This window comes from Lysobacter sp. GX 14042 (assembly GCF_021390425.1).
Taxonomy (GTDB): Bacteria; Pseudomonadota; Gammaproteobacteria; order Xanthomonadales; family Xanthomonadaceae; genus Novilysobacter.
In genome coordinates this window covers 45284-67811 of the sequence record NZ_JAJUWY010000001.1, presented here as the reverse complement: position 1 = coordinate 67811, position 22528 = coordinate 45284, and the positions used below count along the sequence as shown (strand labels likewise).

At 71.6% G+C, this 22528-nt stretch carries 25 protein-coding genes; 11 read left to right on the top strand and 14 right to left on the bottom strand.

What is annotated here, in order from left to right:
• Positions 1 to 36 precede the first annotated feature (36 nt).
• Positions 37 to 573, bottom strand: a complete 537-nt coding sequence (locus tag LY625_RS00365; RefSeq protein ID WP_233737025.1) for a hypothetical protein — start codon at positions 571 to 573, stop codon at positions 37 to 39.
• Positions 574 to 767: 194 nt separating this feature from the next.
• On the opposite strand from LY625_RS00365, the gene LY625_RS00360 reads away from it, so the two are divergent.
• From LY625_RS00360 to LY625_RS00325, 8 genes are read left to right on the top strand one after another with little or no spacing between them, the layout of a single operon-like run.
• Positions 768 to 1154, top strand: coding sequence for a diacylglycerol kinase (locus tag LY625_RS00360; RefSeq protein WP_233737024.1), 387 nt, complete (start codon positions 768 to 770; stop codon positions 1152 to 1154).
• A 45-nt stretch (positions 1155 to 1199) separates the two neighbouring features.
• Positions 1200 to 1937: a TerC family protein gene (locus LY625_RS00355; RefSeq protein ID WP_233737541.1), complete on the top strand. Its 738-nt coding sequence runs from the start codon at positions 1200 to 1202 to the stop codon at positions 1935 to 1937.
• A 60-nt stretch (positions 1938 to 1997) separates the two neighbouring features.
• A complete protein-coding gene (locus tag LY625_RS00350; protein ID WP_233737023.1) occupies positions 1998 to 2576 on the top strand; it encodes a LemA family protein in 579 nt (192 codons plus the stop codon).
• Positions 2569 to 3507, top strand: a complete 939-nt coding sequence (locus LY625_RS00345) for a TPM domain-containing protein (protein ID WP_233737022.1) — start codon at positions 2569 to 2571, stop codon at positions 3505 to 3507. The genes LY625_RS00350 and LY625_RS00345 overlap by 8 nt, the downstream gene beginning before the upstream one ends.
• Before the next feature lie 8 nt (positions 3508 to 3515).
• Positions 3516 to 4004 (top strand): TPM domain-containing protein, encoded by a 489-nt coding sequence (locus tag LY625_RS00340; RefSeq protein ID WP_233737021.1) that lies wholly within the window; start codon positions 3516 to 3518, stop codon positions 4002 to 4004.
• A gap of 21 nt (positions 4005 to 4025) precedes the next feature.
• Entirely contained in the window at positions 4026 to 4901 is an 876-nt protein-coding gene (lgt, locus tag LY625_RS00335; protein WP_233737020.1) for a prolipoprotein diacylglyceryl transferase, read from the top strand.
• Positions 4902 to 4904: 3 nt separating this feature from the next.
• On the top strand, positions 4905 to 5699 hold the full coding sequence (locus tag LY625_RS00330) for a thymidylate synthase (protein WP_233737019.1): 795 nt from the start codon (positions 4905 to 4907) through the stop codon (positions 5697 to 5699).
• Positions 5696 to 6202 carry a dihydrofolate reductase gene (locus tag LY625_RS00325; protein WP_233737018.1) on the top strand — a complete coding sequence of 169 codons (507 nt, stop codon included), beginning with the start codon at positions 5696 to 5698 and terminating at the stop codon, positions 6200 to 6202. The genes LY625_RS00330 and LY625_RS00325 overlap by 4 nt, the downstream gene beginning before the upstream one ends.
• Here the strand turns inward: LY625_RS00325 and LY625_RS00320 are convergent.
• The 8 genes from LY625_RS00320 to LY625_RS00285 form a co-directional block, all read right to left on the bottom strand.
• A complete protein-coding gene (locus LY625_RS00320) occupies positions 6199 to 7194 on the bottom strand; it encodes a symmetrical bis(5'-nucleosyl)-tetraphosphatase (RefSeq protein ID WP_233737017.1) in 996 nt (331 codons plus the stop codon). The two genes, LY625_RS00325 and LY625_RS00320, sit on opposite strands and share 4 nt — an antisense overlap.
• Positions 7195 to 7323: 129 nt before the next feature.
• Positions 7324 to 8157 (bottom strand): 16S rRNA (adenine(1518)-N(6)/adenine(1519)-N(6))-dimethyltransferase RsmA, encoded by an 834-nt coding sequence (rsmA, locus tag LY625_RS00315; RefSeq protein WP_233737016.1) that lies wholly within the window; start codon positions 8155 to 8157, stop codon positions 7324 to 7326.
• Positions 8154 to 9149: a 4-hydroxythreonine-4-phosphate dehydrogenase PdxA gene (pdxA, locus tag LY625_RS00310; RefSeq protein WP_233737015.1), complete on the bottom strand. Its 996-nt coding sequence runs from the start codon at positions 9147 to 9149 to the stop codon at positions 8154 to 8156. Before pdxA ends, rsmA begins: the two co-directional genes overlap by 4 nt.
• Before the next feature lies 1 nt (position 9150).
• Positions 9151 to 10461 (bottom strand): peptidylprolyl isomerase, encoded by a 1311-nt coding sequence (locus LY625_RS00305; RefSeq protein WP_233737014.1) that lies wholly within the window; start codon positions 10459 to 10461, stop codon positions 9151 to 9153.
• Positions 10458 to 12851 carry an LPS assembly protein LptD gene (lptD, locus tag LY625_RS00300; protein ID WP_233737013.1) on the bottom strand — a complete coding sequence of 798 codons (2394 nt, stop codon included), beginning with the start codon at positions 12849 to 12851 and terminating at the stop codon, positions 10458 to 10460. The genes LY625_RS00305 and lptD overlap by 4 nt, the downstream gene beginning before the upstream one ends.
• A gap of 76 nt (positions 12852 to 12927) precedes the next feature.
• Positions 12928 to 13854 carry a histone deacetylase family protein gene (locus LY625_RS00295; protein WP_233737012.1) on the bottom strand — a complete coding sequence of 309 codons (927 nt, stop codon included), beginning with the start codon at positions 13852 to 13854 and terminating at the stop codon, positions 12928 to 12930.
• A gap of 18 nt (positions 13855 to 13872) precedes the next feature.
• Complete coding sequence (locus LY625_RS00290) at positions 13873 to 14427, bottom strand: cob(I)yrinic acid a,c-diamide adenosyltransferase (protein WP_233737011.1); 555 nt, start codon at positions 14425 to 14427, stop codon at positions 13873 to 13875.
• Positions 14428 to 14440: 13 nt separating this feature from the next.
• On the bottom strand, positions 14441 to 15028 hold the full coding sequence (locus LY625_RS00285) for a DUF6580 family putative transport protein (protein ID WP_233737010.1): 588 nt from the start codon (positions 15026 to 15028) through the stop codon (positions 14441 to 14443).
• 41 nt (positions 15029 to 15069) lie between these two features.
• Between LY625_RS00285 and ubiH the strand changes: the two genes are divergently transcribed.
• Positions 15070 to 16350 (top strand): 2-octaprenyl-6-methoxyphenyl hydroxylase, encoded by a 1281-nt coding sequence (ubiH, locus tag LY625_RS00280; RefSeq protein WP_233737009.1) that lies wholly within the window; start codon positions 15070 to 15072, stop codon positions 16348 to 16350.
• The gene (locus LY625_RS00275) at positions 16347 to 17603 is read left to right on the top strand and encodes an FAD-dependent oxidoreductase (protein ID WP_233737008.1); all 1257 of its coding nucleotides are present in this window, start codon (positions 16347 to 16349) and stop codon (positions 17601 to 17603) included. Before ubiH ends, LY625_RS00275 begins: the two co-directional genes overlap by 4 nt.
• Here the strand turns inward: LY625_RS00275 and LY625_RS00270 are convergent.
• From LY625_RS00270 to LY625_RS00250, 5 genes are all read right to left on the bottom strand, one after another.
• Positions 17567 to 18145, bottom strand: a complete 579-nt coding sequence (locus LY625_RS00270) for a hypothetical protein (protein WP_233737007.1) — start codon at positions 18143 to 18145, stop codon at positions 17567 to 17569. The two genes, LY625_RS00275 and LY625_RS00270, sit on opposite strands and share 37 nt — an antisense overlap.
• Positions 18146 to 18240: 95 nt before the next feature.
• Positions 18241 to 19311, bottom strand: a complete 1071-nt coding sequence (gene rlmM, locus LY625_RS00265) for a 23S rRNA (cytidine(2498)-2'-O)-methyltransferase RlmM (RefSeq protein ID WP_233737006.1) — start codon at positions 19309 to 19311, stop codon at positions 18241 to 18243.
• 6 nt (positions 19312 to 19317) lie between these two features.
• Positions 19318 to 19893 carry a nucleoside deaminase gene (locus LY625_RS00260; RefSeq protein ID WP_233737540.1) on the bottom strand — a complete coding sequence of 192 codons (576 nt, stop codon included), beginning with the start codon at positions 19891 to 19893 and terminating at the stop codon, positions 19318 to 19320.
• Positions 19893 to 20324, bottom strand: coding sequence for a hypothetical protein (locus tag LY625_RS00255; protein WP_233737005.1), 432 nt, complete (start codon positions 20322 to 20324; stop codon positions 19893 to 19895). Before LY625_RS00255 ends, LY625_RS00260 begins: the two co-directional genes overlap by 1 nt.
• 43 nt (positions 20325 to 20367) lie before the next feature.
• Complete coding sequence (locus LY625_RS00250; protein WP_233737004.1) at positions 20368 to 22137, bottom strand: glutamine--tRNA ligase/YqeY domain fusion protein; 1770 nt, start codon at positions 22135 to 22137, stop codon at positions 20368 to 20370.
• A gap of 110 nt (positions 22138 to 22247) precedes the next feature.
• On the opposite strand from LY625_RS00250, the gene LY625_RS00245 reads away from it, so the two are divergent.
• Positions 22248 to 22517, top strand: coding sequence for a DUF2007 domain-containing protein (locus LY625_RS00245; protein ID WP_233737003.1), 270 nt, complete (start codon positions 22248 to 22250; stop codon positions 22515 to 22517).
• Positions 22518 to 22528: the final 11 nt, after the last annotated feature.

Here is a 22528-nt window from a genome sequence, read left to right as displayed (position 1 = left end):
CAGCCCCCGGCCTTTTTCGTTTCGGGGTATCCGGTTTCAGAACCCGAACACGGCCCTCGGTGCCGCGTGCTCCTGCGGCCATGTCAGCCAGCTGACGTCGCCCGGTCCGATCGCGTGGTCGAGGATCACCCATTCGCCGGGGCCGGTCGCGCAGCCGGCGGTGGCATCGCCGCTGTCCGCATCGACAGCGGCCTCCGGGACGGCGGCGGCGTCCGCCCCGGCCCCTGCGGGCGCCGGATCATGGCGCAACAGCGCCACGTAGACGTCCGACATGCTTCCGGCCGCCGCACGGTCGGCGTAGTCGGTGCCGCGGAAGTCCGGCCGCTGCCCGCCGGGGGTGCGCATGTTGCCCTGCAGGAACGCCCAGCGCCCCAGGCAGTCCAGGCGCTCGACCTCGACCACCACATGTTCGCCGAACAGCTGGCGCAGCGGGGCGGTGGCGGTTTCCAGCAGCGGTTGGTAAAGCGCGTCGTCCGGGTGCAGCGCCTGCGGTCTGGCCTGCGGGAAGGTGGCGGACATGGCGGTCCCCATGGCAAGGATGGCGAAGGTCCCGAGGATAGCAATCGGTCGCATGGAAGGTGTCCTGGGGTTGGCCCGGTACGGGTGATGCTGGCACGTCCCGGTGCCCGCGGGGTGAAGCCCCGGGCAGGGCCGGGACCACTGTGGCAGAATCGCCCGCTTGCGCGCAGCACCGGTCCCCTTTGAATGTCCCGCACAGCCGAGCAACGCCGTTCCACGCCCGCCCCCGAGCGGACGCACTGAGTCCAATGGCGGACGAGACCGGCCACCTTCCGCGGCGGCCAGCGCAGGTACTGGCCGCGGCCCGGTGGTCGCTGCAGGGCCTGGGCGCGGCCTGGTACCACGAATCCTCCTTCCGGCTGGAGGTCTACCTGTTCGTCGTGCTCGCCCCGCTGGCCTGGTGGCTGGGCACCGATGGCGTGGAACGGATGCTGCTGATTTCGCCGATGGTGCTGGTGCTGGTCGTGGAACTGCTCAACTCCGCCATCGAGGCGGTCATCGAACGCTACGGCGCGCAGCACCATGAACTGGCCGGGCGGGCCAAGGACATGGGCTCGGCCGCGGTGTTCCTCGCCATGCTCCTGGTCGCGCTGAGCTGGGCGGCCATCCTCTGGCCGCGCCTCGGCGCTGGCTGATCCAAACACCCCCGAATCACTGGAACGGAAACGCCCGTGTACGAAATGCTGCTCGATCCGGAAGTCTGGATCACCCTGCTGACCCTGAGCGCGATCGAGATCGTGCTGGGCATCGACAACCTGGTCTTCATCTCGATCGCCGTCAGCCGCCTGCCGGTCACGGTGCGCGAGCGGGCACGCAAGATCGGCATTGCGGTTGCCTGCATCTCGCGGATCGTGCTGCTGCTCACCCTGGCCTGGCTGGCCGGGCTGACCCACGATCTGTTCACGCTGTTCGGGCAGGGCATCTCGGTGCGCGACCTGGTGCTGATCCTCGGTGGCGCGTTCCTGCTGGTGAAGGGGGTGATGGAGATCCGCGACGGCATCGTCGGCGAGCCCGAGTCGGCCGACGTCCACGCCAGGCCGGCCGCCTCTTTCGGCATGGTCATGGCGCAGATCGCAGTGATCGACATCGTGTTCTCGCTGGACTCGGTGATCGCCGCGGTGGGCATGGCCGACCAGACCTGGATCATGGTCACGGCGATCCTGCTGGCGGTGTCGATGATGCTGCTGGCGGCGCGGCCGCTGGGCCAGTTCATCGACCGCAACCCCACGGTGAAGATGCTGGCGCTGGCCTTCATCGTGCTGATCGGCGCCTACCTGGTGACCGAGGGCTTCGACCTGCACGTGCCGAAGGGCTACATCTACGGCGCGATGGGTTTCTCGGCGGCGGTGGAGTTCCTGAACCTGTGGGCCAAGAAGCGCGCCGGCCTGCGCCGGTTCCCGGAGCACGGCGGGGCGTGAACCGCCCCTTCGCACGGCCGGTGGTGCAATGGCGCGGCCCCTTTTGGACGGAGTGATCGCATGGCCCGGTTGATGGCGCTGGTACTGGTACTGCTGCTCAGCGGTTGTGGCTACAACACCATCCAGCAGAAGGAAGAGGCGGTGGATGCGGCCTGGTCGCAGGTCATCAACGTCTACCAGCGGCGCGCTGACCTGGTGCCCAACCTGGTGGCCACCGTGCGTGGCTACGCCCAGCACGAGCAGCAGGTGTTCACCGAGGTGACCGAAGCACGCTCGCGGGTGGGCAGCGTCAACGTGGATGCCGGCGACCAGGCTTCGCTGGAGCAGTTCCAGCAGGCCCAGGGACAGCTGCAGAGCGCGATCGGGCGCTTGCTGCTGGTGGCCGAGAACTACCCGCAGCTCAAGGCCGACCAGAACTTCCTGCAGCTGCAGGCACAGCTGGAAGGCACCGAGAACCGCATCACCGTCGAGCGCCAGCGCTACATCGGCGCGGTGCAGGACTACAACACCTTCATCCGGCAGTTCCCGCAGAACCTCACCGCCAAGGTGTTCGGCTACCAGACCAGGCCGAACTTCACCGTCGACAACCTGCAGCAGATCCAGCAGGCGCCGCAGGTGGACTTCGGCTCGAATGGCTGAGCGCCTGCCCGGCGGGCGGCGCTGGCTGTCCGCCCTCCAGGCGTGCGGGCTGCTCCTTGCGCTGCTGCTTGCCCCGTGGACCCAGGCGCAGGAGCTGGCGCCGATCCCGGCCCTGGACTCGCCGGTGGTCGACACCACCGGCACCCTGGACGCGGGCACGGTGCGGCAACTGGAGGCGCAGGCACTCGCCCTGCAGCAACGCAAGGGCAGCCAGCTGCAGGTGCTGGTGGTCCCCACCACCGTGCCCGAGGACATCGCGCAATACGCGGTGCGGGTGTACGACCAGTGGCGGCTGGGCCGCCAGGGCGTGGACGACGGCCTGTTGCTGGTGGTCGCCATCGACGACCGCCGGGTCCGCATCGAGGTCGGCTACGGACTGGAGGGCGCGATTCCCGACGCGACCGCCTCGCGGGTGATCCAGGAGTACCTGGTCCCACGCTTCCGCGCGGGCGACTTCGCCGGCGGCATCGTCGAGGCGAGCGCGGTGCTGGTCGGGCTGGTCGACGGCGAGCCGCTGCCCGAGCCGATGGCCGGCCACCGGGCCTCCGGGTCCGGCGGCGGCTGGCTGGTCGGGCTGTTCGCCGCGTTCATCGCCGCGCAGGTGGTCCGCGGGATCTTTGCGCGCGCCCCGCGTCCGCTGCGTGGCGTGATCGGCGCCGGCGCGGCCGGCGGGGTGGCGCTGCTGCTGTCGGGGATGCTGCTGGTTGGCGGCCTGGGCGCGCTCATCGGCCTGCTGTTCGGCCTGGCCAGCCTGGCCCGGCCGGGCCGCTACGCGAACGACCGCGGCTGGGGTGGCGGCGGCTGGGGCGGACCTCCGTTCGGCGGTGGCGGCCGGGGCGGTGGAGGGTTCGGCGGCGGCTTCGGCGGCGGAGGTGGCTGGGGTGGCGGCGGTGGCTTCAGCGGGGGCGGTGGCGCCTCCGGCGGCTGGTGAGGGACGTGATGCGCCTGCTCAGGCACCTGTTCGCGCCCTCGGCGCGCACCCTGTTCCCGGCCGGATGCCTGGAAGAGATCACCCGGGCGATCGCCACCGCCGAGCAGCGCCACCGCGGCGAGATCTGTTTCGCGGTGGAAGCCTCGCTGCCGGCGGGCGCGCTGCTGTCCGGACTGGCTCCGGCGACCCGCGCCCGGCAGGTGTTCGGCGAACTGGGAGTGTGGGATACCGAGCTCAACAGCGGCGTGCTGGTGTACCTGCTGCTGGCCGACCACCACATCGAGATCGTCGCCGACCGCGGCTATCGCGGAAAGGTCGACGACGCACAATGGCGCCAGGCCTGCGACACTGTCGCCGCCGGCCTGCGCGAAGGGCAGCCCGGCGCCGGCATCCTGCGCGCGGTGGAGATGATCTCAGCGCACATGGAGCGCCATTTCCCGCAGGGCGGGGACGGGCGCGACGAGGACGAGCTGCCCAACCGCCCCCACCTACTGTGAATCCACCACGCCCGTGAGCGCATGATCCAGTTACACGACATCGACCCGATCGCATTGGCCCTGGGACCGGTGCGCGTGCACTGGTACGGGATCATGTACCTGCTCGGCTTCGGCATCGCCTGGTGGCTGGGCCGGCGGCGGATCCGCGCCGGGCGCCTGCCGGGCGTGAACGAGGAGGCCTTCGGCGACCTGCTGTTCTACGGGATCCTCGGGGTGATCCTGGGTGGGCGGATCGGCTACATCCTGTTCTACGTCTTCGACGAGTTCCTCGCCAATCCGCTGATGCTGCTGAAGGTCTGGGAAGGCGGCATGAGCTTCCACGGCGGCCTGCTGGGCGTGGTCGCGGCGGCCTGGTGGTGGTCGCGCAGGCAGCGGCTGCACCTGATGGATACGGTCGACTTCGTCGCCCCGCTGGTGCCGCCCGGCCTGGGCCTGGGGCGGCTGGGCAACTACATCGGCGGCGAGTTGTGGGGCAAGTTCACCGGCGGCAACTGGGGCGTGGTGTTCCCGCACTCGGACCTGGGGCCGTACACCGGGCTGCCCATGGAGCAGCTGCGCCGGCTGCATGCCTCCGGCGCGCTGGATCCGTTCGCGCGCCACCCCTCGCAGCTGTACCAGGCCGCGCTGGAGGGCCTGGTGATGTTCTGCGCGCTGTGGTGGTATTCGCGCCGGCCGCGCCCGCGCTACGCGGTCGCCGGGCTGTTCGCGCTGCTGTATGGCAGCTTCCGCTTCCTGGTGGAGTTCGTGCGGATGCCGGATGCGCAGCTGGGCTATCTCGCCTTCGGCTGGCTGACCATGGGGCAGGTGCTGAGCCTGCCGCTGATCGTCCTCGGCCTGGGCTGGCTGGCCTGGTCGCGGCGCCAGCCGGTGCTGCAGCCGGCACCGCAGGGGGAGTAGACGATGCGCCAGTATCTCGAGCTGCTCGGGCATGTGCTCGCGCACGGGACCGTGAAATCCGACCGTACCGGCACCGGCACGCGCAGCGTGTTCGGCTGGCAGATGCGCTTCGACCTGGCCGACGGCTTCCCCCTGGTGACCACCAAGAAGCTGCACCTGCGCTCGATCATCCACGAGCTGCTGTGGTTCCTGCGCGGCGATACCAACATCGGCTACCTGAAGGAAAACGGCGTTTCGATCTGGGACGAATGGGCCGATGCCCAGGGTGAGCTCGGGCCGGTCTATGGCAAGCAATGGCGGCGCTGGGCGCGGCCGGACGGCGGCGAAGTCGACCAGCTCCGCGACGTGATCGCGCAGATCAAGGCCAATCCGGATTCCCGCCGGCTGGTGGTCTCGGCCTGGAACGTCGCCGACCTGCCGGACATGGCATTGATGCCCTGCCACGTGATGTTCCAGTTCTACGTCGCCGATGGGCGCTTGAGTTGCCAGCTGTACCAGCGCAGCGGCGACATCTTCCTGGGCGTGCCGTTCAACATCGCCAGCTACGCGCTGCTGACCCACATGGTGGCGCAGGTATGCGGGCTGCAACCGGGCGAGTTCATCCACACCCTGGGCGATGCGCACCTGTACTCCAACCACCTGGAGCAGGCCCGCGAGCAGCTCTCACGCGCGCCGCGGGCGCTGCCCCGGCTGGTGCTCAACCCCGTCGTGCGCGACATCCTCGGCTTCCGCTTCGATGACATCGCCATCGAGGACTACGACCCGGCCCCGGCGATCCGCGCCCCGGTGGCGGTGTGAGTGGCACGCCGGAACTGGTGCTGCTCGCCGCGCTGGACCGCAACCGGGCGATCGGGCGTGACAACGACCTGCCGTGGCGATTGCCGGATGACCTCAGGCGCTTCAAGGCACTGACCTTGGGCCAGCCGCTGCTGATGGGGCGGCGCACCGCCGAATCACTGGGGCGCGCGCTGCCGGGCCGCCGCAACCTGGTGCTGACGCGCAGCGGACAGGTGCCGTGGGACGGCATGGAAGCGGTGGAGTCGGTTACCCGGGCGCTGCGCCTGGCCGCGGCGGACCGGGCACGGCAGTTGTGGGTGATCGGCGGGGGCGAGGTGTACGCGCTGTGCCTGCCGCGGGCGACGCGGATGCACCTGACCCATGTCGACACCGCGGTCGAAGACGCCGATACCTTCTTCCCGTCCTTCGATCCCGCTCAGTGGCAGGTGATGGCGCGCGAGCCGCACCCGACGGATGGACGGCACGCGCACGCTTTCGAGTTCGTCGACTACCGGCGCCGCTAGGCGCGTCCGCCGGCGGGGCCGGACGTGCCCGGCGGGGCGGCGTCCCGTGCCGGTCCGGTGGCTTCCACGTCGGACCGTCCCCCGTTGCGCTGCCCGCCGCCACGGCGGCGGCCACCGCCGGAACGGCCGCCACCATCACGCCGGGGCGGCCGCGCGCGTGGCGGACTGGCCGGCACGTCGCGCCCGGGCACCTGGACCACCTGGAGCCCGTCGGTGTCCAGGCGGAGCGCGGTAAGCCGCCCCCCCCAGACCGCGCCGGTATCGATCGCATGCACTCCGCCACTGATGTGCAGGCCCAGCGTGGACCAGTGGCCGCAGGCCAGCTTCAGGTCGCGCTCCACCCGCCCGGGCACCGAGAACCACGGGTACAGCCCCGGCGGCTGGGTGCCCGGGGCCCCCTTGTCCTCGTAGGAGATCCGCCCGCGCGGCGAGCAGTAGCGCATGCGGGTGCAGATGTTGATGATCGCGCGGTGCCGGTCGGTGCCCTGCAGGCGCGGGTTCCACGCCGGGCCATCGCCGTACATGTTGCGCAGCAGCCGCTGGTAGTTGGGCCCGTGCAGGACCGCCTCGACCTCGGCGGCGTACTTCTCGGCCATCTGGGTGGTCCATTTCGGCCCCAGGCCGGCATGCACCATCATCCAGCCCAGGTCGCGGTCGACGTGGACCAGCTTCTGCCCGCGCAGCCAGCCCAGCAGCTGCGCGGCATCCTCGGCCAGTACCACCCGCTGCAGGTCCGGGTTGACCTTGCGCTTTTCTTCCTCGCGGCGCTCGCCGATCGCCAGCAGCGACAGGTCGTGGTTGCCCAGCACCACGGTGGCCTGTTCGCGCAGCGAGTGCACCAGCCGCAGGGTCTCCAGGGACTGGCCGCCGCGGTTGACCAGGTCGCCACAGAACCAGAGCCGGTCCGACGCCGGGTCGAAGCCGATCTTCTCCAGCAACCGTTGGGTGGCGTCGTAGCAGCCCTGCAGGTCGCCGATGGCCCAGACGGCCATCAGCCGTGCGCTCCGTGGCGACGGCGGGCGGGAGGAGGGGCAGGGTCGGGGCAGGCAGGCATGGCGACAGTGTAATGAACCCGGTGCCGGCCGGACGCATGCGGCAGCGGGATTTCCGGTTCCGCCGGCTCAGCCGTGGCCGGCGCGCACGCCTTCGCGCGCCAGGTGGTTGGCGAGCGCGATGAAGTCCGCCACCGGCACCTGCTCGGCGCGCACCTTTGGAGACACGCCGGCGGCGTCCAGGGTGGCCGCATCGCAGGTACGCGCGAGCGCGTTGCGCAGGGTCTTGCGCCGCTGGCCGAAGGCCTCCCGCACCACCTGGGCGAACAGCGCCCGGTCCTGCACGCGGACCTGGTCCGCCGGCAGCGGCACCAGCCGCACCACGGCCGAGTCGACCTTCGGCGGGGGGCGGAACGCACCCGGCGGCACGGTGAACAGCGGAATCACCGTGCAGAACGCCTGCAGCATCACCCCCAGCCGGCCGTAGACCTTGCTGCCGGGACCGGCGGCCATGCGGTCGACCACCTCCTTCTGCAGCATGAACACCATGTCGGTGATCGCCGCGGCGTGGTCCAGGGCATGGAACAGGATCGGCGAGGACAGGTTGTAGGGCAGGTTGCCGACCAGCCTGATCCGCGGGGATTGCGCGCCGGAGAGCTCGCGGGCGAGTGCGCTGAAATCGACCGACAGCACGTCGCGGTTGATGATCCGCAGGCTCCCGAGCCCGTCGGCCGCCGCGGTGAGCGGGGCGACCAGGTCGCGGTCGAACTCGATCACCGTCAACGCCCCGTCGCGCCGCAGCAGCGGGAAGGTGATCGCCCCCTGTCCCGGGCCGATCTCCACCAGCGCCTCGCCCGGCCTCGGGTCGACCGCGCGGACGATCCTGTCGATGACCGTGCGTTCGTGCAGGAAGTGCTGCCCGAGGTGCTTCTTCGCCGGCTCGCTGAAGCCCTGGCTGGTCATGCCGTCGTTGCTCCGGTGTCGCGCCGGGCCAGCGCGATGGCCGCGCAGGCATCGACCGCGGCGAACAGGCTGGAGGGATCGGCCACGCCGCGCCCGGCCAGGTCCAGCGCGGTGCCGTGGTCGACCGCCACCCGCGGGTAGGGCAGGCCCAGGGTGAGGTTCACCGCCTGTTCGAAGCCGCTGTACTTGAGCACCGGCAGGCCCTGGTCGTGGTACATGGCCAGCACCGCATCGGTGCCGGCGAGCCGGGCGGGAAGGAAGGCGGTGTCGGCGGGCAGCGGGCCCTCCAGTTCCATCCCCTCGCCGCGCAGTGCCTCCAGCACCGGGATGAGCACGTCGATCTCCTCGCGGCCGAGATGGCCCTGCTCGCCGGCATGGGGGTTCAGGCCCAGCACCGCGATGCGCGGCCGGGACACACCGAAGTCGCGCCGCAGGGCCGCATGCAGGATCCGCAGGGTCCGTGCGAGCGCGGTGCCGGTCACCGCGTCGGCGACCTCCCGCAGCGGCAGGTGGGTGGTCACCAGCGCCACCCGCAACCCCGGGTTGGCCAGCATCATCACCACCTCGCACCCGGCATGGCCCGCCAGCAGGCCGGTGGTCCCGGTGTAGGGAATGCCGGCGTCGTTGACCACCGCCTTGTGCACCGGACCGGTGACCAGTCCTTCGAAACCGCCCGCGATGCAGCCTTCGGCGCCCAGCAGGAGGGCATCGATGACGGCACGTGCGTTGGCCGGGTCCGGATGGCCCGCGCGCACCTCCGCGGCGACGGGCACCGGCGACAGGGCAAGCTCGCCAGGACCGGCATCGGCCGCGCGCCCGGCGGGCAGCAGGCGCAACGGCAGGCCCAGTCGGGCTGCCGCCTGCTCCATCACCACCGGGTCGGCCAGTGCGACCAGCGCGGCCGGGTTGCGGCGCTGGGCGAGCCGCACGCACAACTCTGGCCCGACGCCGGCCGGTTCTCCCGGGACCAGCGCGAGCCGGGGGCGCTGCATGTCAATCGGCCTGGGCGTCGTCGTCCGGGGCCGAGGCGCGCAGGTCGACGTAGGCCTCGTTGCGCATTTCGCGCACGAAGCGCTCCCAGCGGTCCTCGAGCTTGCGCCGGCCGAGCATCTCGCGCACCTGGGCACGCCGGCTCTGGTCGCCGATGTCGGCTTCGCGGGTGCCGGTGAGCTTGACGATGTGCCAGCCGGCCGGGGTCTGGAACGGCTGTGACAGCTCACCGTCGCGCAGCCCCGCCAGCACGGTGGCGAACTCCGGGCCGTATTCCTGCGGCATGAACCAGCCCAGGTCGCCGCCGTTGGCCTGCGAGCTGGTGTCCTGCGACTGCGTACGGGCGAGTTCCTCGAAGGAGGCGCCGCCGACCAGCCGGGCGTGCAGGGTGTCGGCCTCGGCCCTGGCTTCCGCCGGGTCCGTGCCCTCGGCGGTCCGGATCAGGATGTGGCTGGCGCGTACCTGGGTGGCCATCTGCGTACCGGCCTGGGAGCCGTCGCGTGCGTCCACCAGCTGGACCAGCTGGAAGCCGCTCGGCCCGCGGATCGGCGCGGTCACCTCGCCCGGGCTCATTTCCGCCACCAGCTGGGAGAATGCCGAAGGGATCTCGTTGCGGCCGCGCCAGCCCAGGTCGCCACCTTCCAGCGCGTTGGGGCTGTCGGAGTAGCGCACCGCGGCAGCGGCGAAGTTCATCTCGCCACGGTCGAGCAGGGCCTTGATGCCTTCGATCTTCTGCTGCGCGGTATTGATCTGCTCGGGGGTGGCGCCTTCCGGCAGGCCGACCAGGATGTGGGCGATGTGGTACTGCTGGCCACCCCCGGCCTGGGCCTGTAGCGCAGCGTCGACCTCGGCGTCGGTCACCGCGATCTCGCTCTGGGCGAAGCGGTTGCGCAGGTGCTGGATCATCAGCTCCTCGCGCACCGAGTCGCGGAACTGCTCGAAGTCCAGGCCGTCGGCGGCAAGCTGGGCCACCAGCTGCTGCGTGGTGGCGCCGTTCTGGCCGGCAATGGCGGCGATGGCCTGGTCGACTTCCTGGTCGCCGACCCGGACGCCGGTGTCACGGGCGCGGGCGACCTGCAACTTGAGCAGCACCAGCCGCTCGGCCACCTGGCGCTCGAGCACGGCGGCCGGCGGCAGCTGGTCTTCGCGACCGACGTACTGGGAGCGGATGTTGGCGATCGCGCGATCCAGCTCGCTGCGCAGGACGACGTCCTCGTCCACTACTGCGGCGATGCCGTCGATCGGCTCCACCTGTGCATGCGCTGGCCCCGCCAGCAGTGCCCCGACGAGGAGGCAGGCGAACAGTTTCTTCATGGGATCGGATCGAGGGAGGAGTCGAAGGAGTCGCTGTCCAGCGAGGAGGGCGGGACCAGGTAGAGGTCGTCGCGCTCGTAGCCGAGAATAGCACGGCGCAGCAGCTCGCCGGATTTCTGCCCGGCCGAGCCCAGGCCCTTGAGCTCGATCTCGAAACGCAGGGAATCGTCGAGCTCGCCGCTGCGGTGGCGGATGTAGCGGCGGGCCACCAGGCGCACCGCCATGCAGCAGCTTTCCCACTGCACGCCGCCGATCGACTCGATCAGCTTGCGCTGGTCGAGCGAGTAGTAGTAGCGGCCGACCAGGCTCCAGTCCCGGCTGACCGGGTACAGGAACGAGAAGTCCACCTGCTCGGCCAGGTTGCGGCGGTAGCGGTAGCCCAGGTTCACCACGCCGGTATCGCCGACCAGGTAGCGCGTGCGCAGGCTGATCAGGTCCTCCCGGCGCTCCTTCGGGTCCCACTGGTAGGACGCGTTGATGGTCCAGCGGTCGCCCGGTGCGACGCCCACGTCGGCCACCCACGCCGACCGGCCACGTTCCAGCGGCGCCTGGTTGCGGTTGAGGGTGACCCGGCTGTCCTCGAAGTAGTGGATCTGGCCGATGCTGGCCGCCAGCCGCTCGCGGCCGTCCTCTTCGCTGATCAGGCGGGTGGTCACCGCGGTGGTCAGCTGGTTGGCGTCGATCTGCCGGTCCGGTCCGGTGAAGCGGTTGTCGCGGAACAGCTGGCCCCAGCTGAAGGTCATCGGGTTGGTGTCGAAGCGCGGCAGCCCGGCCTGGTCCTCGTAGGGGACGTTGAGGTAATAGATCCGCGGCTCGAGCGTGTTGAGGAAGCTTTCGCCGGCAATCTCCACCTGCCGGTCGAAGAACAGCCCGGCATCCAGCGAGGTGATCGGCAGGCTGCGGGTGGGCGAGTCCTCGCCGCCGTTGGCCGCGGCCAGCGCGTCGTCTAGCTGCCAGGCGGTGTAGCGCCAGGCCAGCTTCGGGGTGACGTACCAGCTCGGGCCTTCCAGCGGCATCGCCAGGTATGGCTTGAGGTCCAGGCGCGAGCCCTCGTCACGCACGTCGTGCTGGAACTTCACCGCCTCGGCGTTGATGCCGGCCTCGAACCAGTCGCCGACCGGCTGCGCCCAGTTCAGGTAGCCGCGCGGCATGCGGTCGTAGCGCAGGTTGCGCTCGGTGAGGGTGTAGTCGGCGAGCTGGTTGTGGTCGGCCATCACTCCGGCATCCCAGTACCGGCCGCGGCCGTACACACCCAGCGCGCTGCGGATGTTCCAGGCCGACATCCCGTACTGGCTGTTGCTGAAGTCCTCGAGGTAGTGCGGGTCGCTGACCCAGCCCAGGTTGGCCTGCGCCCGCCAGTTGCCCCACAGCGCGTGGGTGGCGTTGAACTTGAAGGTGCCGCGGTCGTCGGTCGGCGGGGTGCGCGAGCCGGCATAGCGCTCCGGTTCGTTCTCCGGCAGCTTGTCGGTCGGCATCCAGGCTCCTTCGAGGATGCCGCGGCCGCCCCTGTAGAGCCAGCGGAACTCGGCGCCGAGCATCGCCCCGCGCTCGGTCATGATGCGCGGGGACAGGGTGGCGTCGTAGTTCGGCGCCAGGTTGAGGTAGACCGGCTGCTCGTAGTCGAAGCCGTTGCGTCCGGACAGCCGGATCGAAGGCCACAGCAGGCCGGTGCGCCGGCGGTCGTCGATCGGGAACATCAGCCAGGGCACGTACAGCACCGGCACCTTGCCGATCCGGATGCTGGCCTGCCGGGCGACGGCCAGGCCTTCCTCGGTGTCGATGTCGATGCGGTCGGCGCGCAGTTCCCAGCCGCGCTCCGAGGGCGGGCAGGTGGAGTAGGTCGAGCCCAGCAGCAGGCCCTGTTCGCCCTGCAGCTCGATCTTCTCGGCGCCGCCGTTGCCACGGCGTTCGATCAGCTGGTAGCGCAGGTCCTCGATGGTGTGCCGGTCGGTCTCCTGGTCGCCGTGGGCGCGCTCGGCGAGGATCCGCATCCCGGAATCCTGGTAGCGCACGCTGCCCTCGGCGACATAGGTGCCGGTCTCGCTGTCGTAGGTGAGCTGGTCGGTGCCCAGGAACTGGTCGCCGCGGGTCAGCTCGACGTTCCCCTGGAAGACCGTGCTCGCGGACTCGCTGGCATCGAGCGCGTCGCCGGCGATGTCGGTCGGCAGGTTCTCGCGATCGGCCGGCGTGCCGACCGGCTCGGGCGCGTCAAGGAACGGCGGGACCGCATCCTCCAGCGGACACAGCCGCCAGTCGTCATCGAGTCCCTGTGCATGGACCGGCAGGGCGGCAGCGATGCACAGCGACAAGGGAAGGAAACGGAAGCTGTTTCGCACGCGGCCATCCGGTTGGGCGGGAAAAACGTCCGCTAGCTTGCCGGAAGTGCCCATTCACCGGCAATGCGGGGGGTGCCCGCTTCTGCGGGCGTTCACCCTTGCACGCACCGGGTGAAGAAGCTGCGCAAGCTCAGGCCAGCGCGCCGACGTGCGCCGTCACCGCCTCGGCAAGTGCCGGCAGCGAGTAGCCGCCTTCGAGCGTGGACACCAGCCGTCCGCCGGCGTGCCGGTCGGCGATGGCGCGGATGCGCGTGGTCAACCAGGCGAAATCGTCGGCATCCAGGCGAAGGTCGGCGAGCGGATCCAGGCGGTGGCCATCGAAGCCCGCCGAGACCAGCACCAGTTGCGGCCGCCAGGCGTGCAGCGCCGGAAGCAGGTGCTCGTCCCAGGCCTGGCGGAACCCGCTGCTGCCGGTGCCGGGCGCCAGAAGCCGGTTGAGCGCATTGCCGCCGCCGTCGCTGCGGCCGGTGTCCGGAAACAGCGGCGACTGGTGGCTGGACAGGTACAGCATCGACGGCTCCCCGGCGAGGATCTCCTGGGTGCCGTTGCCGTGGTGCACGTCGAAGTCGACGATCGCCACCCGCGACAGCCCGTGCCCATGCACCGCGTGGGCGGCGGCGACCGCGACGTTGTTGAGCAGGCAGAAGCCCATTGGCGTGGAGTGCCCGGCATGATGGCCTGGTGGGCGTACCGCGCAGAAGGCGCGTGCCGCCCCGCCGGCGATCACCGCATCGACTGCCGCGATCCCCGCGCCGGCGGCCCGCAGCGCGGCGCCGGCCGAGCCGGGGCCGACCACGGTGTCGGGGTCCAGGTGCATCGGTGGATCGCCTTCGGCGAAGCGGCTGTCCAGCACCAGCGCCAGGAGCGAGGGGTCATGGACGCGCAGCAACTGGGCGCGGGTCGCCTCGGGTGCGCTGTGCCAGGGCAACCCGGGAAAGGCATCCGACAGCGCCCCGGTCACCGCCTCCAGCCGTGCCGGCACCTCGACGTGTGCCGCACCGGGAACATGCCCCAGGCAGGCGGGATGGGTATAGAGATGGACGCGCGCGGCGTCCATCAGCGACGGGCGCGGGCCTCAGCCCTTGCGGCGTTCATGGTTCCACAGCACTTCGCCGTGCCCGCTGGCCCGGGCCAGCACGCGGGCGAGCACGAACAACAGGTCGGACAGGCGGTTGAGGTAGCGCACCGGCTCGGCGCGCACGTCCTCGTCGCGGGCCAGCGCGATGGTTTCGCGTTCCGCGCGGCGCACGATGGTGCGCGCCAGATGGCAGCGCGCCGCCGCCTCCCCACCGCCGGGGAGGATGAACTCGCGCAGCGGCGGCAGGTCCTCGTTGAAGCGGTCCAGGTGTGCCTCGAGCCGGTCGATGTCGGCGGCGTGGATCGCGGCGTGGCCGGGGATGCACAGCTCGCCGCCGAGGTCGAACAGCTGGTGCTGGACGGCGGTCAATACCTCGCGGACGGGGTCCGGCACATCGGTGGCCAGCACCAGTCCGATTGAGGAATTGGCCTCGTCCACGGTGCCGTAGGCAGTGACCCGCACCGAGTCCTTGCCGACCCGGCTGCCGTCGCCCAGCCCGGTCGAGCCGTCATCGCCGGTGCGGGTGTAGATCTTCGACAGCCGGTTGCCCATGGAACAGGCGGCCTCAGGCGGTCTGGGCGCGCAGCACCGGGACCTGGCGGCGCAACAGGGCGAAGCCGCCGAACAGCGCGGCCGCGTAGGCCAGCGTGCCCAGCACGGTCCACTGGAAGAACGGCAGGCCGGCGACATAGGCCGCACCCAGTCCGGCGGCGTTCTTCGGGTACATCGGGTCCATCAGCCAGGCGCCGGCGTTGGTCACCAGGAAGAAGAACACCGAGGCGCCCAGCGAGTATCCCAGCACGCTGGCGCCGCCGACGCGGCCACGCAGGCCGAATCCCATCACCGCGATCGCGGCGGTGGCGGCATAGACCAGCCAGATGCCGGTGCTGGAGAACCAGCTGCCGTACAGCCCGCCATGCATCCGCGCCAGCACCAGGTCGGAGATCGCCAGCGCCAGCACCGGGACCAGGACCGCCCAGCGCCGGTTGAGGAAGTAGGCGCCACCGAACAGCGCCAGCGCCGCCACCGGCGAGAAGTTCGGCGGATGCGGCAGCACGCGGGTCAGCGCGGCCACGACGATCAGGCCCAGCAGGACGAGCGGACCAGCGGTGAACAGACCGCCGAGCGGCGACTTGGAAGCGGTAGGGGTCATGGTGCGGAGTACGGGCCGACGGGAGCCGCTAGCATAGCGCAATGACCACGACCGACCCCGCCCCGGCCCCTCCCGCCCCGGCTGTCCAGGACCCGTCCACGACCCACGACGTGGTGATCGTGGGCGGCGGCCTGGTGGGCGCCAGCCTGGCGATCGCGCTGGAGGGCTCCGGACTGGACGTGGTGCTGCTGGAGGCCAGCGCCGGTGCGATGCCGGCGGTGTTCGACCAGCGCAACCTGAGCTTCGCCGAGGCCACCGTGAATGCGTTGGCCGCGCTGGGCGTGATGCGGCATTTGCAGGGAGCGCCGGCGCCGATCCGCCGGATCCACGTCAGCCGCGCCGGTGATTTCGGACGGGTCGTGCTGGAGGCCGGCGCGCACGGGCGCGAGGCGTTCGGGCAGGTGGTGGTGGCGCGCGATTTCGGCCATGCGCTGGAGGCGCGGCTGGCGGAGATGCCCGGCTTGCGGCGCCTGCGTCCGGCGCGGTTCCTGAGGCTGGAAGACGGCGACGGAGCCGCGCGCGTGCTGTGGATCGCCGATGCGCAGGGCGAGCGCACGCTGCGCACCCGGCTGCTGGTCGGGGCCGATGGCGCCGGTAGTGCGGTCCGCGGCGCGCTGGGCATCGGCATCGGGACCCACGATTACGCCCAGACCCTGTTCGTCGCCCGCCTGCAGGCCGACCGGGTGCCGGACGGCACCGCGTTCGAGCGCCTCGGCGATGACGGCCCGGCGGCACTGCTGCCACGCGCCGACCGCCACTACGGGCTGGTGCTTGCGGTGCCGCGGACGCGGGCGGACGAGGTCGCGGCGATGGACGAGGCGGCCTTCGTGCAGCTGGCGCAACGGCGCTTCGGCTGGCGTGCGGGGCGTTTCATCGCCTGCGGCCCGCGCACGGCCTATCCGGCAGTGCGCACGGTTGCCGCGGCGCTGGTCGCGCCGCGCGCGGTGCTGGTCGGCAACGCCGCCCAGGCCATCCACCCGGTCGGCGCCCAGGGCTTCAATCTGGGCCTGCGCGATGCGCTGACCCTGGCCGAGGAGATCCGCGCCGCGCGTGCGGCCGATCCGGCGGCCGATTGCGGCGCCGCCGGCCTGCTCGCCCGCCACGCCACGCGCCGCGTGGAAGACCGCGCCCGCACCCTGGCGTTCTCCGACGGCCTGGCCCGGGTGACCGCCAACTCCGCCCCGCTGTTGCGCCCGCTGCGCAGCCTTGGCCTGCTGGCGACCGGCCTGTCCGCCTCGCTCCAGGCCGGGCTGGTCGGCGGAGCAATGGGCTATCGCGGTGACGTGCCGGCGCTGTGTCGTGATCCGGGAGTGGCCGCATGAGCCGGCGCGCGCCGAGGCGGCATGAGCTCGATGCCGTGGTGGTCGGCGCCGGGGTGGTGGGCACCGCCGCGGCGCTGGGCCTGGCGCGTGCGGGGCTGCAGGTGGCGCTGGTCGAGGCCCGCGAGCCGCCGCGCTGGCAGGCCGATGCGCCCGACCTGCGGGTGTTCGCCGTGGCCCCCGACAACGGTGCGTTGCTGGATCGCCTCGGTGCCTGGCAGCCGATCAGCCGGGCGCGCGTCCAGCCCTACCGGGCGATGCGGGTGTGGGACGCCGGTGGTGGCGAGGCGCTGGTGTTCGATGCCGACCGGCTGGGCCGGCGCGAGCTGGGCTGGATCATCGAGAACCGCCTGCTGGTCGATCGCCTGTGGGCGGCGGCGCAGCAGGCCGGGGTCCGGCTGCATTGCCCGGACCGGATCACCGGACTGGAGCAGGGGCTGGACGGCGCGGGCGTGGAGCTGGAATCCGGGCAGCGGCTGCGGACGCGGCTGGTGGTCGGGGCCGATGGCGCCGGATCGCGGGTCCGTGAGCTGGTCGGCGTGGAAACCCGCGGGCGCAGCTACGGTCAGCGCGGGCTGGTGGCCTATGTCGAGCATTCGCTTCCGCACCAGGCGACCTGCTGGCAGCGTTTCCTGCCGGGGGGTCCACTGGCATTCCTGCCCTTCGCCGGCACGCCGGAGGGGAGGCATCGCAGCTCGATTGTCTGGAGCCTGCCGGAGACCGAGGCCGAGCGCCTGTTGCAGGTCGACGATGCGCGTTTCCTGGCCGAGCTGTCGCGTGCGTTCGATGGCCCGCTGGGTGGGTTGGACGCGGTATCGGCACGCGCTGCGTTTCCCCTGCGTCGCCAACTGGCGCGGACCCAGCTGCAGGGGCGGGTGGTGCTGGTGGGTGATGCCGCCCATGTCGTCCATCCGCTGGCGGGACAGGGCGTCAACCTCGGGCTGCGCGACGTGGCGGGGTTGCTGGACGCGCTGAGGACCGATGCCGGCGGGGATGTCGGGGCTCCTGCTCGCCTGGCGCGCTGGCACCGCCGGCGGCGCAGCGACAACACGGTCTCGGCCCATGCCTTCGACCTGATTGACCGGGTCTATTCCAACGAGGCCCCGCTGCCGGCACTGCTGCGGGGCCACCTGCTGGGCCTGGCCGGGCGCATGCCGCCACTGACGCGTGCGCTATGGCGGCATGCGGCAGGGATGGCGGAAGGCGGTGCCAGCGGCCCTCACCGTTCGTCGAGCGGTTCGACCTCGTCCGGGTGATCGCCCTGCGCCGCTGCATCGGCGGTGGGCGGCGCCGGGGGCGAGGGCGGCAGCGTATTGGCGCGCGAGGTGGCCACCGCGGCGGCGCCAGCGACCCGGCTCGCGTCCTGCGCAGCATGGCTGGCCTCATGCGCCTCGCGCGCGGCGCGATCGGCCTGTGCGGCGGCACCGGCCATCTGGTCGCCCACGGCCGCCGCGGTGCCGGCCCCGCTCGCTTCCCGCGCGGCGTGGCCCGCGCGCTGCGCGGCCCGGTCGGCGTCGATCGCGGCGTGGTGGGCGACATCGGCTGCAGTCGCCGCCATTGCCTCGCCATCGCGGCTGGCCGCCTGCACGTCCCTGTCCAGGGCGCCGGCGGTGCGCGCCGCGTGCCGGGCCTGTTCGGCGGCACGCCGGGCCTGCACAGCCTGGTTGCGCGCGGCCTCGGCGGCGTCCGCGGCCGCGGCCCGGGCCGCGGTATCGCTTCCGTTGTGCTGGGCGAGGGCGCCGCCGCTGCCGACCGCGGCCAGCAACGCCAGGATCAGTGTCTGGGAACGGATGCTCATCGGACGCCTCGCGCTGTGGGGAGTCCGCGACCCTAGCGCCGGACCGGTCAACAGCCGGTACAGGGCGAGGCAACGCCCGGTAAACGACGCGGGCGTCAGTCCACGCTGCTGGCGTAGACCGTGATCTCCTCGCGGTCGTGGTAGAGCTGCCGGGCGCGCAGCCGCACCGGATAGCCGGCTTGCGAGGTGAACAGGTCCAGGCACAGCCGGGTCTCGTCCCAACGCTTTTTCATCGGCAGCTTGAGGTTGAACACGGCCCGGCGACACCAGTCGTTGGCGAACCACTCGGCCATGCGCGCCGCCACCCGCCGCGGCTGCTCGACCATGTCGCAGACCATCCAGTCGAGCTTCTGCCTTGGCTGCCAGCGGAAACCGTCTTCGCGCACGTGGCGCACCCGGCCGGCGGCCAGCAGCTCCTCGTGCATCGGACCGTTGTCCACCGCGGTGACCATCAGCCCGTGGCGGGCCAGCACCCAGCTCCAGCCCCCCGGGGCGGCCCCGAGGTCCGCGCCCTGCATGCCTTCGCGCAGCAGGCGCTCGCGGTCGCCGGGGGCAAGCAATACCAGCAGTGCCTCCTCCAGCTTCAGCGCCGAGCGGCTCGGGGCATCCGGGTGCATGCGCAGCCGCGGGATGCCCAGTGGCCACGGGGCGCTGTCGGCCGGGTGGCTGCGGGCCAGCAGCAGGTGCCGGCCGCCCAGCAGGACCACGTGCAGCCGCGGCGCGGCCGGTTCGTCGCGCGGCGTGAGCCGGCCGGCCTTGCGCAGCGCCGGGCGCAGGGCGTTGCCGAAACTGCGCGCCAGCCCGGCCAGTGGGCGACCGTCATCGGAATCGGCGTGTTCGACCCACAACTGGCCGAAGGGCGGCAAGCCGCCGGCGGCCAGCGTGTCCAGTACCCGCAGGACCGGTCCGACGCGGTCGCCCCCCTCCAGCTCGCGCAACTCGGCCAGGCGCAGAAGCTTCTGGCGGGCGAACACCAGATCGCGGAACCGCAGCGCATGGTCCAGGCCAGTGGCATCGCCGTCGGCGGGGAAGAATTCGACCAGGCCGCTGCCGCGGCTGGTGCGGGCATGCCCCGGATGGCCGGCCAGCGCCGCGCGCTCGCCGAGCTCGGCTGCCAGCTCCGGCTCGAAGCCGGCGCGGCAGAAGCACAGCAGGCCGTCACCCATCGGTCGTCAGTAGTTCGGGCCGCCGAGCTGGCCGTAATCGGCCAGTACCCCGCGGGCCCGGTCACGCAGGATGTCGCGGCGGACCTGGATGCCGCGGCGCTCGAGCTCGCCGGTCCAGTCCGCCGGCAGCGGGCCCTCGTCGAACTCGGTCAGTGCCTCCACGTCCTCGCTGCGGGCACCGATCAGCAGGTGGTCGATGCCGGCCCAGAAGCTGGCGCCATAGCATTGGCAGCACGGCTGGGCGGAGGTCGCCAGGGTGACCGGGCCCAGGCTGTTGCCGGCCTCGTCCTCGTTGAGACGGCGGCGCTGGGTGCGTTGCTGGGCGAGCATGAAGGCCATGGTTTCGGCATGGGCCAGCGAGCAGGTATGCGGCACCACGCGGTTCACGCCGACGGCGATGATCCGGTCATCGGGGCCGAACACCGCGGCGCCGAACGGGCCGCCGGTCTGCGCGTCGACGTTGCGCCGGGACAGTTCGATCGCCAGTGCGACCTTGTCCTCGTCGGACGGATGGGCGCGGGTGGCGTCGACCGCTTCGTGCACCCATACCGGCAGGGTGAGGTGGACCTGGGCCTTGAGCATCATTCGAGCATTGCCTCTCTTCTGTTGTCCTTGCAGCTGCCCTGCACGCACTGGCACCCGGCGATCTCCGGGAACCCGCAGACGCCGGCGCGGCCTTCCGCCGCGCATTTCGCCTGCACGCCCTCCGGGTCGGTGGGGCTGTCCACGTTCACGCAGGCCGGGTAGTAGCCACAGCAGTTGCCGACGTTCTTGACCGTGCAGTCGGCATCGGTGTCGCAGCTGCGGTCGGGTTGCACCGCGTCACCGCTGGCGGCCGGCCCGCCGCCGATGCGCGGGGCATTGGGGATCGGCCCGCGGTGGACGACCGGACTGCCGTCGTCCCCGGCGCCGGAGGGCGCGCCGGCGTGCGATGCGTCACCGGGCGCGGCGCAGCCAACCAGCAGGAGCGCCAGGCCGAGTGCGAGGGCGGGAAGGGCGCGGAGCAGGTTCATTGCGATCTCCTTGTCCGGGGCGCCCGTGCCCGGGCGGGTCCGCTCAAGCCTTGCCGGCCCAGGTGTCACGCAACGTGACGCTGCGGTTGAACACCGGCGCGCCGGGCGCGTGGTCGTGGCGGTCGGCGACGAAGTAGCCCAGGCGCTCGAACTGGAAGGCGTGTTCCGGCGGGACGTCCGCCGCCGCCGGTTCGACCCAGCCACGGACGGTCCGGCGCGAGTCCGGGTTCAGGTGGTCCTGGTAGGTCTTGCCGTCCCGGTCGTCGTCGGGCTCGGCGACATTGAACAGGCGGTCGTAGAGGCGGATCTCGGCGGCAACGGCATGGCGCGCGCTGACCCAGTGGATGGTGCCCTTGACCTTGCGGTTGGCGCCTTCCATCCCCGGCCGCGACTGCGGGTCGAGCGTGCCGCGCAGTTCGACCACGTTGCCTGCGTGGTCCTTGACCACTTCGTCGCAGCGGAAGATGCCGGCGCCGCGCAGGCGCACCTCGCCCCCCGGCACCAGGCGCTTGAAGCCCTTGGGCGGGACCTCGGCGAAGTCCTCGCGCTCGATCCAAAGCTGCGCCGAGAACGGCACCCGGCGACTGCCGAAGGCCTCGTCCTTGGGGTGGTTGGGGAACTCGAGCGACTCCTCGTGTCCGTCGGGCAGGTTGGTGACCACCAGCCTCAGCGGCTCGACCACGGCCATGCGGCGCGGCGCGGCGGCGTCCAGGTCCTCGCGCAGGCAGCCCTCCAGCACCGAGAAATCGATCACCGAGTTCTGCTTGCTCACGCCCAGCCGGTCGGCGAACAGGCGCAGCGAGGCCGGGGTGTAGCCGCGCCGCCGGATGCCCTGCAGGGTCGGCATGCGCGGGTCGTCCCAGCCGTCCACCAGCCCGGCCTGCACCAGCGCCATCAACTTGCGCTTGCTCATCACCGTGTAGTTGATGTTCAGGCGCGAGAACTCGATCTGCCGTGGCTTGGCCGCGGTGTTGGGCAGGCCGCGCGCCACCAGCGGCGCCATCAGTTCCGGGTGGCCGGCCAGGTCCACCCGGTCCACGCACCAGTCGTACAGCGGCCGGTGGTCCTCGAACTCCAGCGTGCACAGCGAGTGGGTGATGCCCTCGACCGCGTCGCCCAGCGCGTGGGCGTAGTCGTACATCGGGTAGATCGGCCAGGCGTCGCCGGTGTTCTGGTGCGGGACCTTCTTGATCCGGTAGATCGCCGGGTCGCGCATGTTGATGTTGCCGCTGGCCATGTCGATCTTCGCCCGCAGGGTGCGGCTGCCATCGGCGAAATCGCCGGCACGCATGCGCCGGAACAGGCCCAGGTTCTCCTCGACGCCGCGGTCGCGGTAAGGCGACGCGGTACCCGGTTCGGTGAGGGTGCCGCGGGTGGCGCGCACTTCCTCCTGCGACAGGTCGCAGACGAAGGCGTCGCCCTGCCGGATCAGCTTCTCCGCCGCCAGGTAATACACCTCGAAGTAGTCCGAGGAGTGGCGCAGCTCGTTCCATTCAAAGCCCAGCCAGCGCACGTCGTCCTGGATCGCGCGCACGTACTCGGGGTCTTCCTTCACCGGGTTGGTGTCGTCCAGGCGCAGGTTGCAGACCCCGCCGAACTCGTCGGCGATGCCGAAGTCCAGGCAGATCGCCTTGGCATGGCCGATGTGCAGGTAGCCGTTGGGCTCGGGCGGGAAGCGGGTGCGGATGAAATCGTGCTTGCCACTGGCCAGGTCGTCGCGGACGATCTGGCGGACGAAGTCCTGCTTCAGCGGCGCCGGCTCGGTGGCCGGGGCCAGGGTCGGGGGCGCGGGACGGGAAGGCGTGTCGGACATGCGGCAGCCGGGCAGGAGAAGGGGACCGTCCAGTTTAGCCGGTGCACGGCGGATTGGCGCGGCGGTGGCAGCCCCGGCGTATGCTGGACCGGCCCCGCGAGGACTCCGCCATGCGTACCGTCTACGAAGCCGCCAACCTGATCGACGCCCACCTGGTCCGCCATGCGCTGGAGGGAATCGGGATCCCGGTGTTCCTGGCCGGGGAGGCACTGGCCGGGGCGATGGGCGAGCTGCCGCTGTTCGGCCTGGTGCGGGTACAGGTGCCCGACGTGGCCTGGCCGGCGGCCCGGGCCGAGGTCGAGGCGCTGGGTTTGGGGGAGCCGGCGCCAGCGGTGGAAGGCGCCGATCTGCCCGACGGACTGGCACCCCACGCTCCGTAGCCCGGGTAACG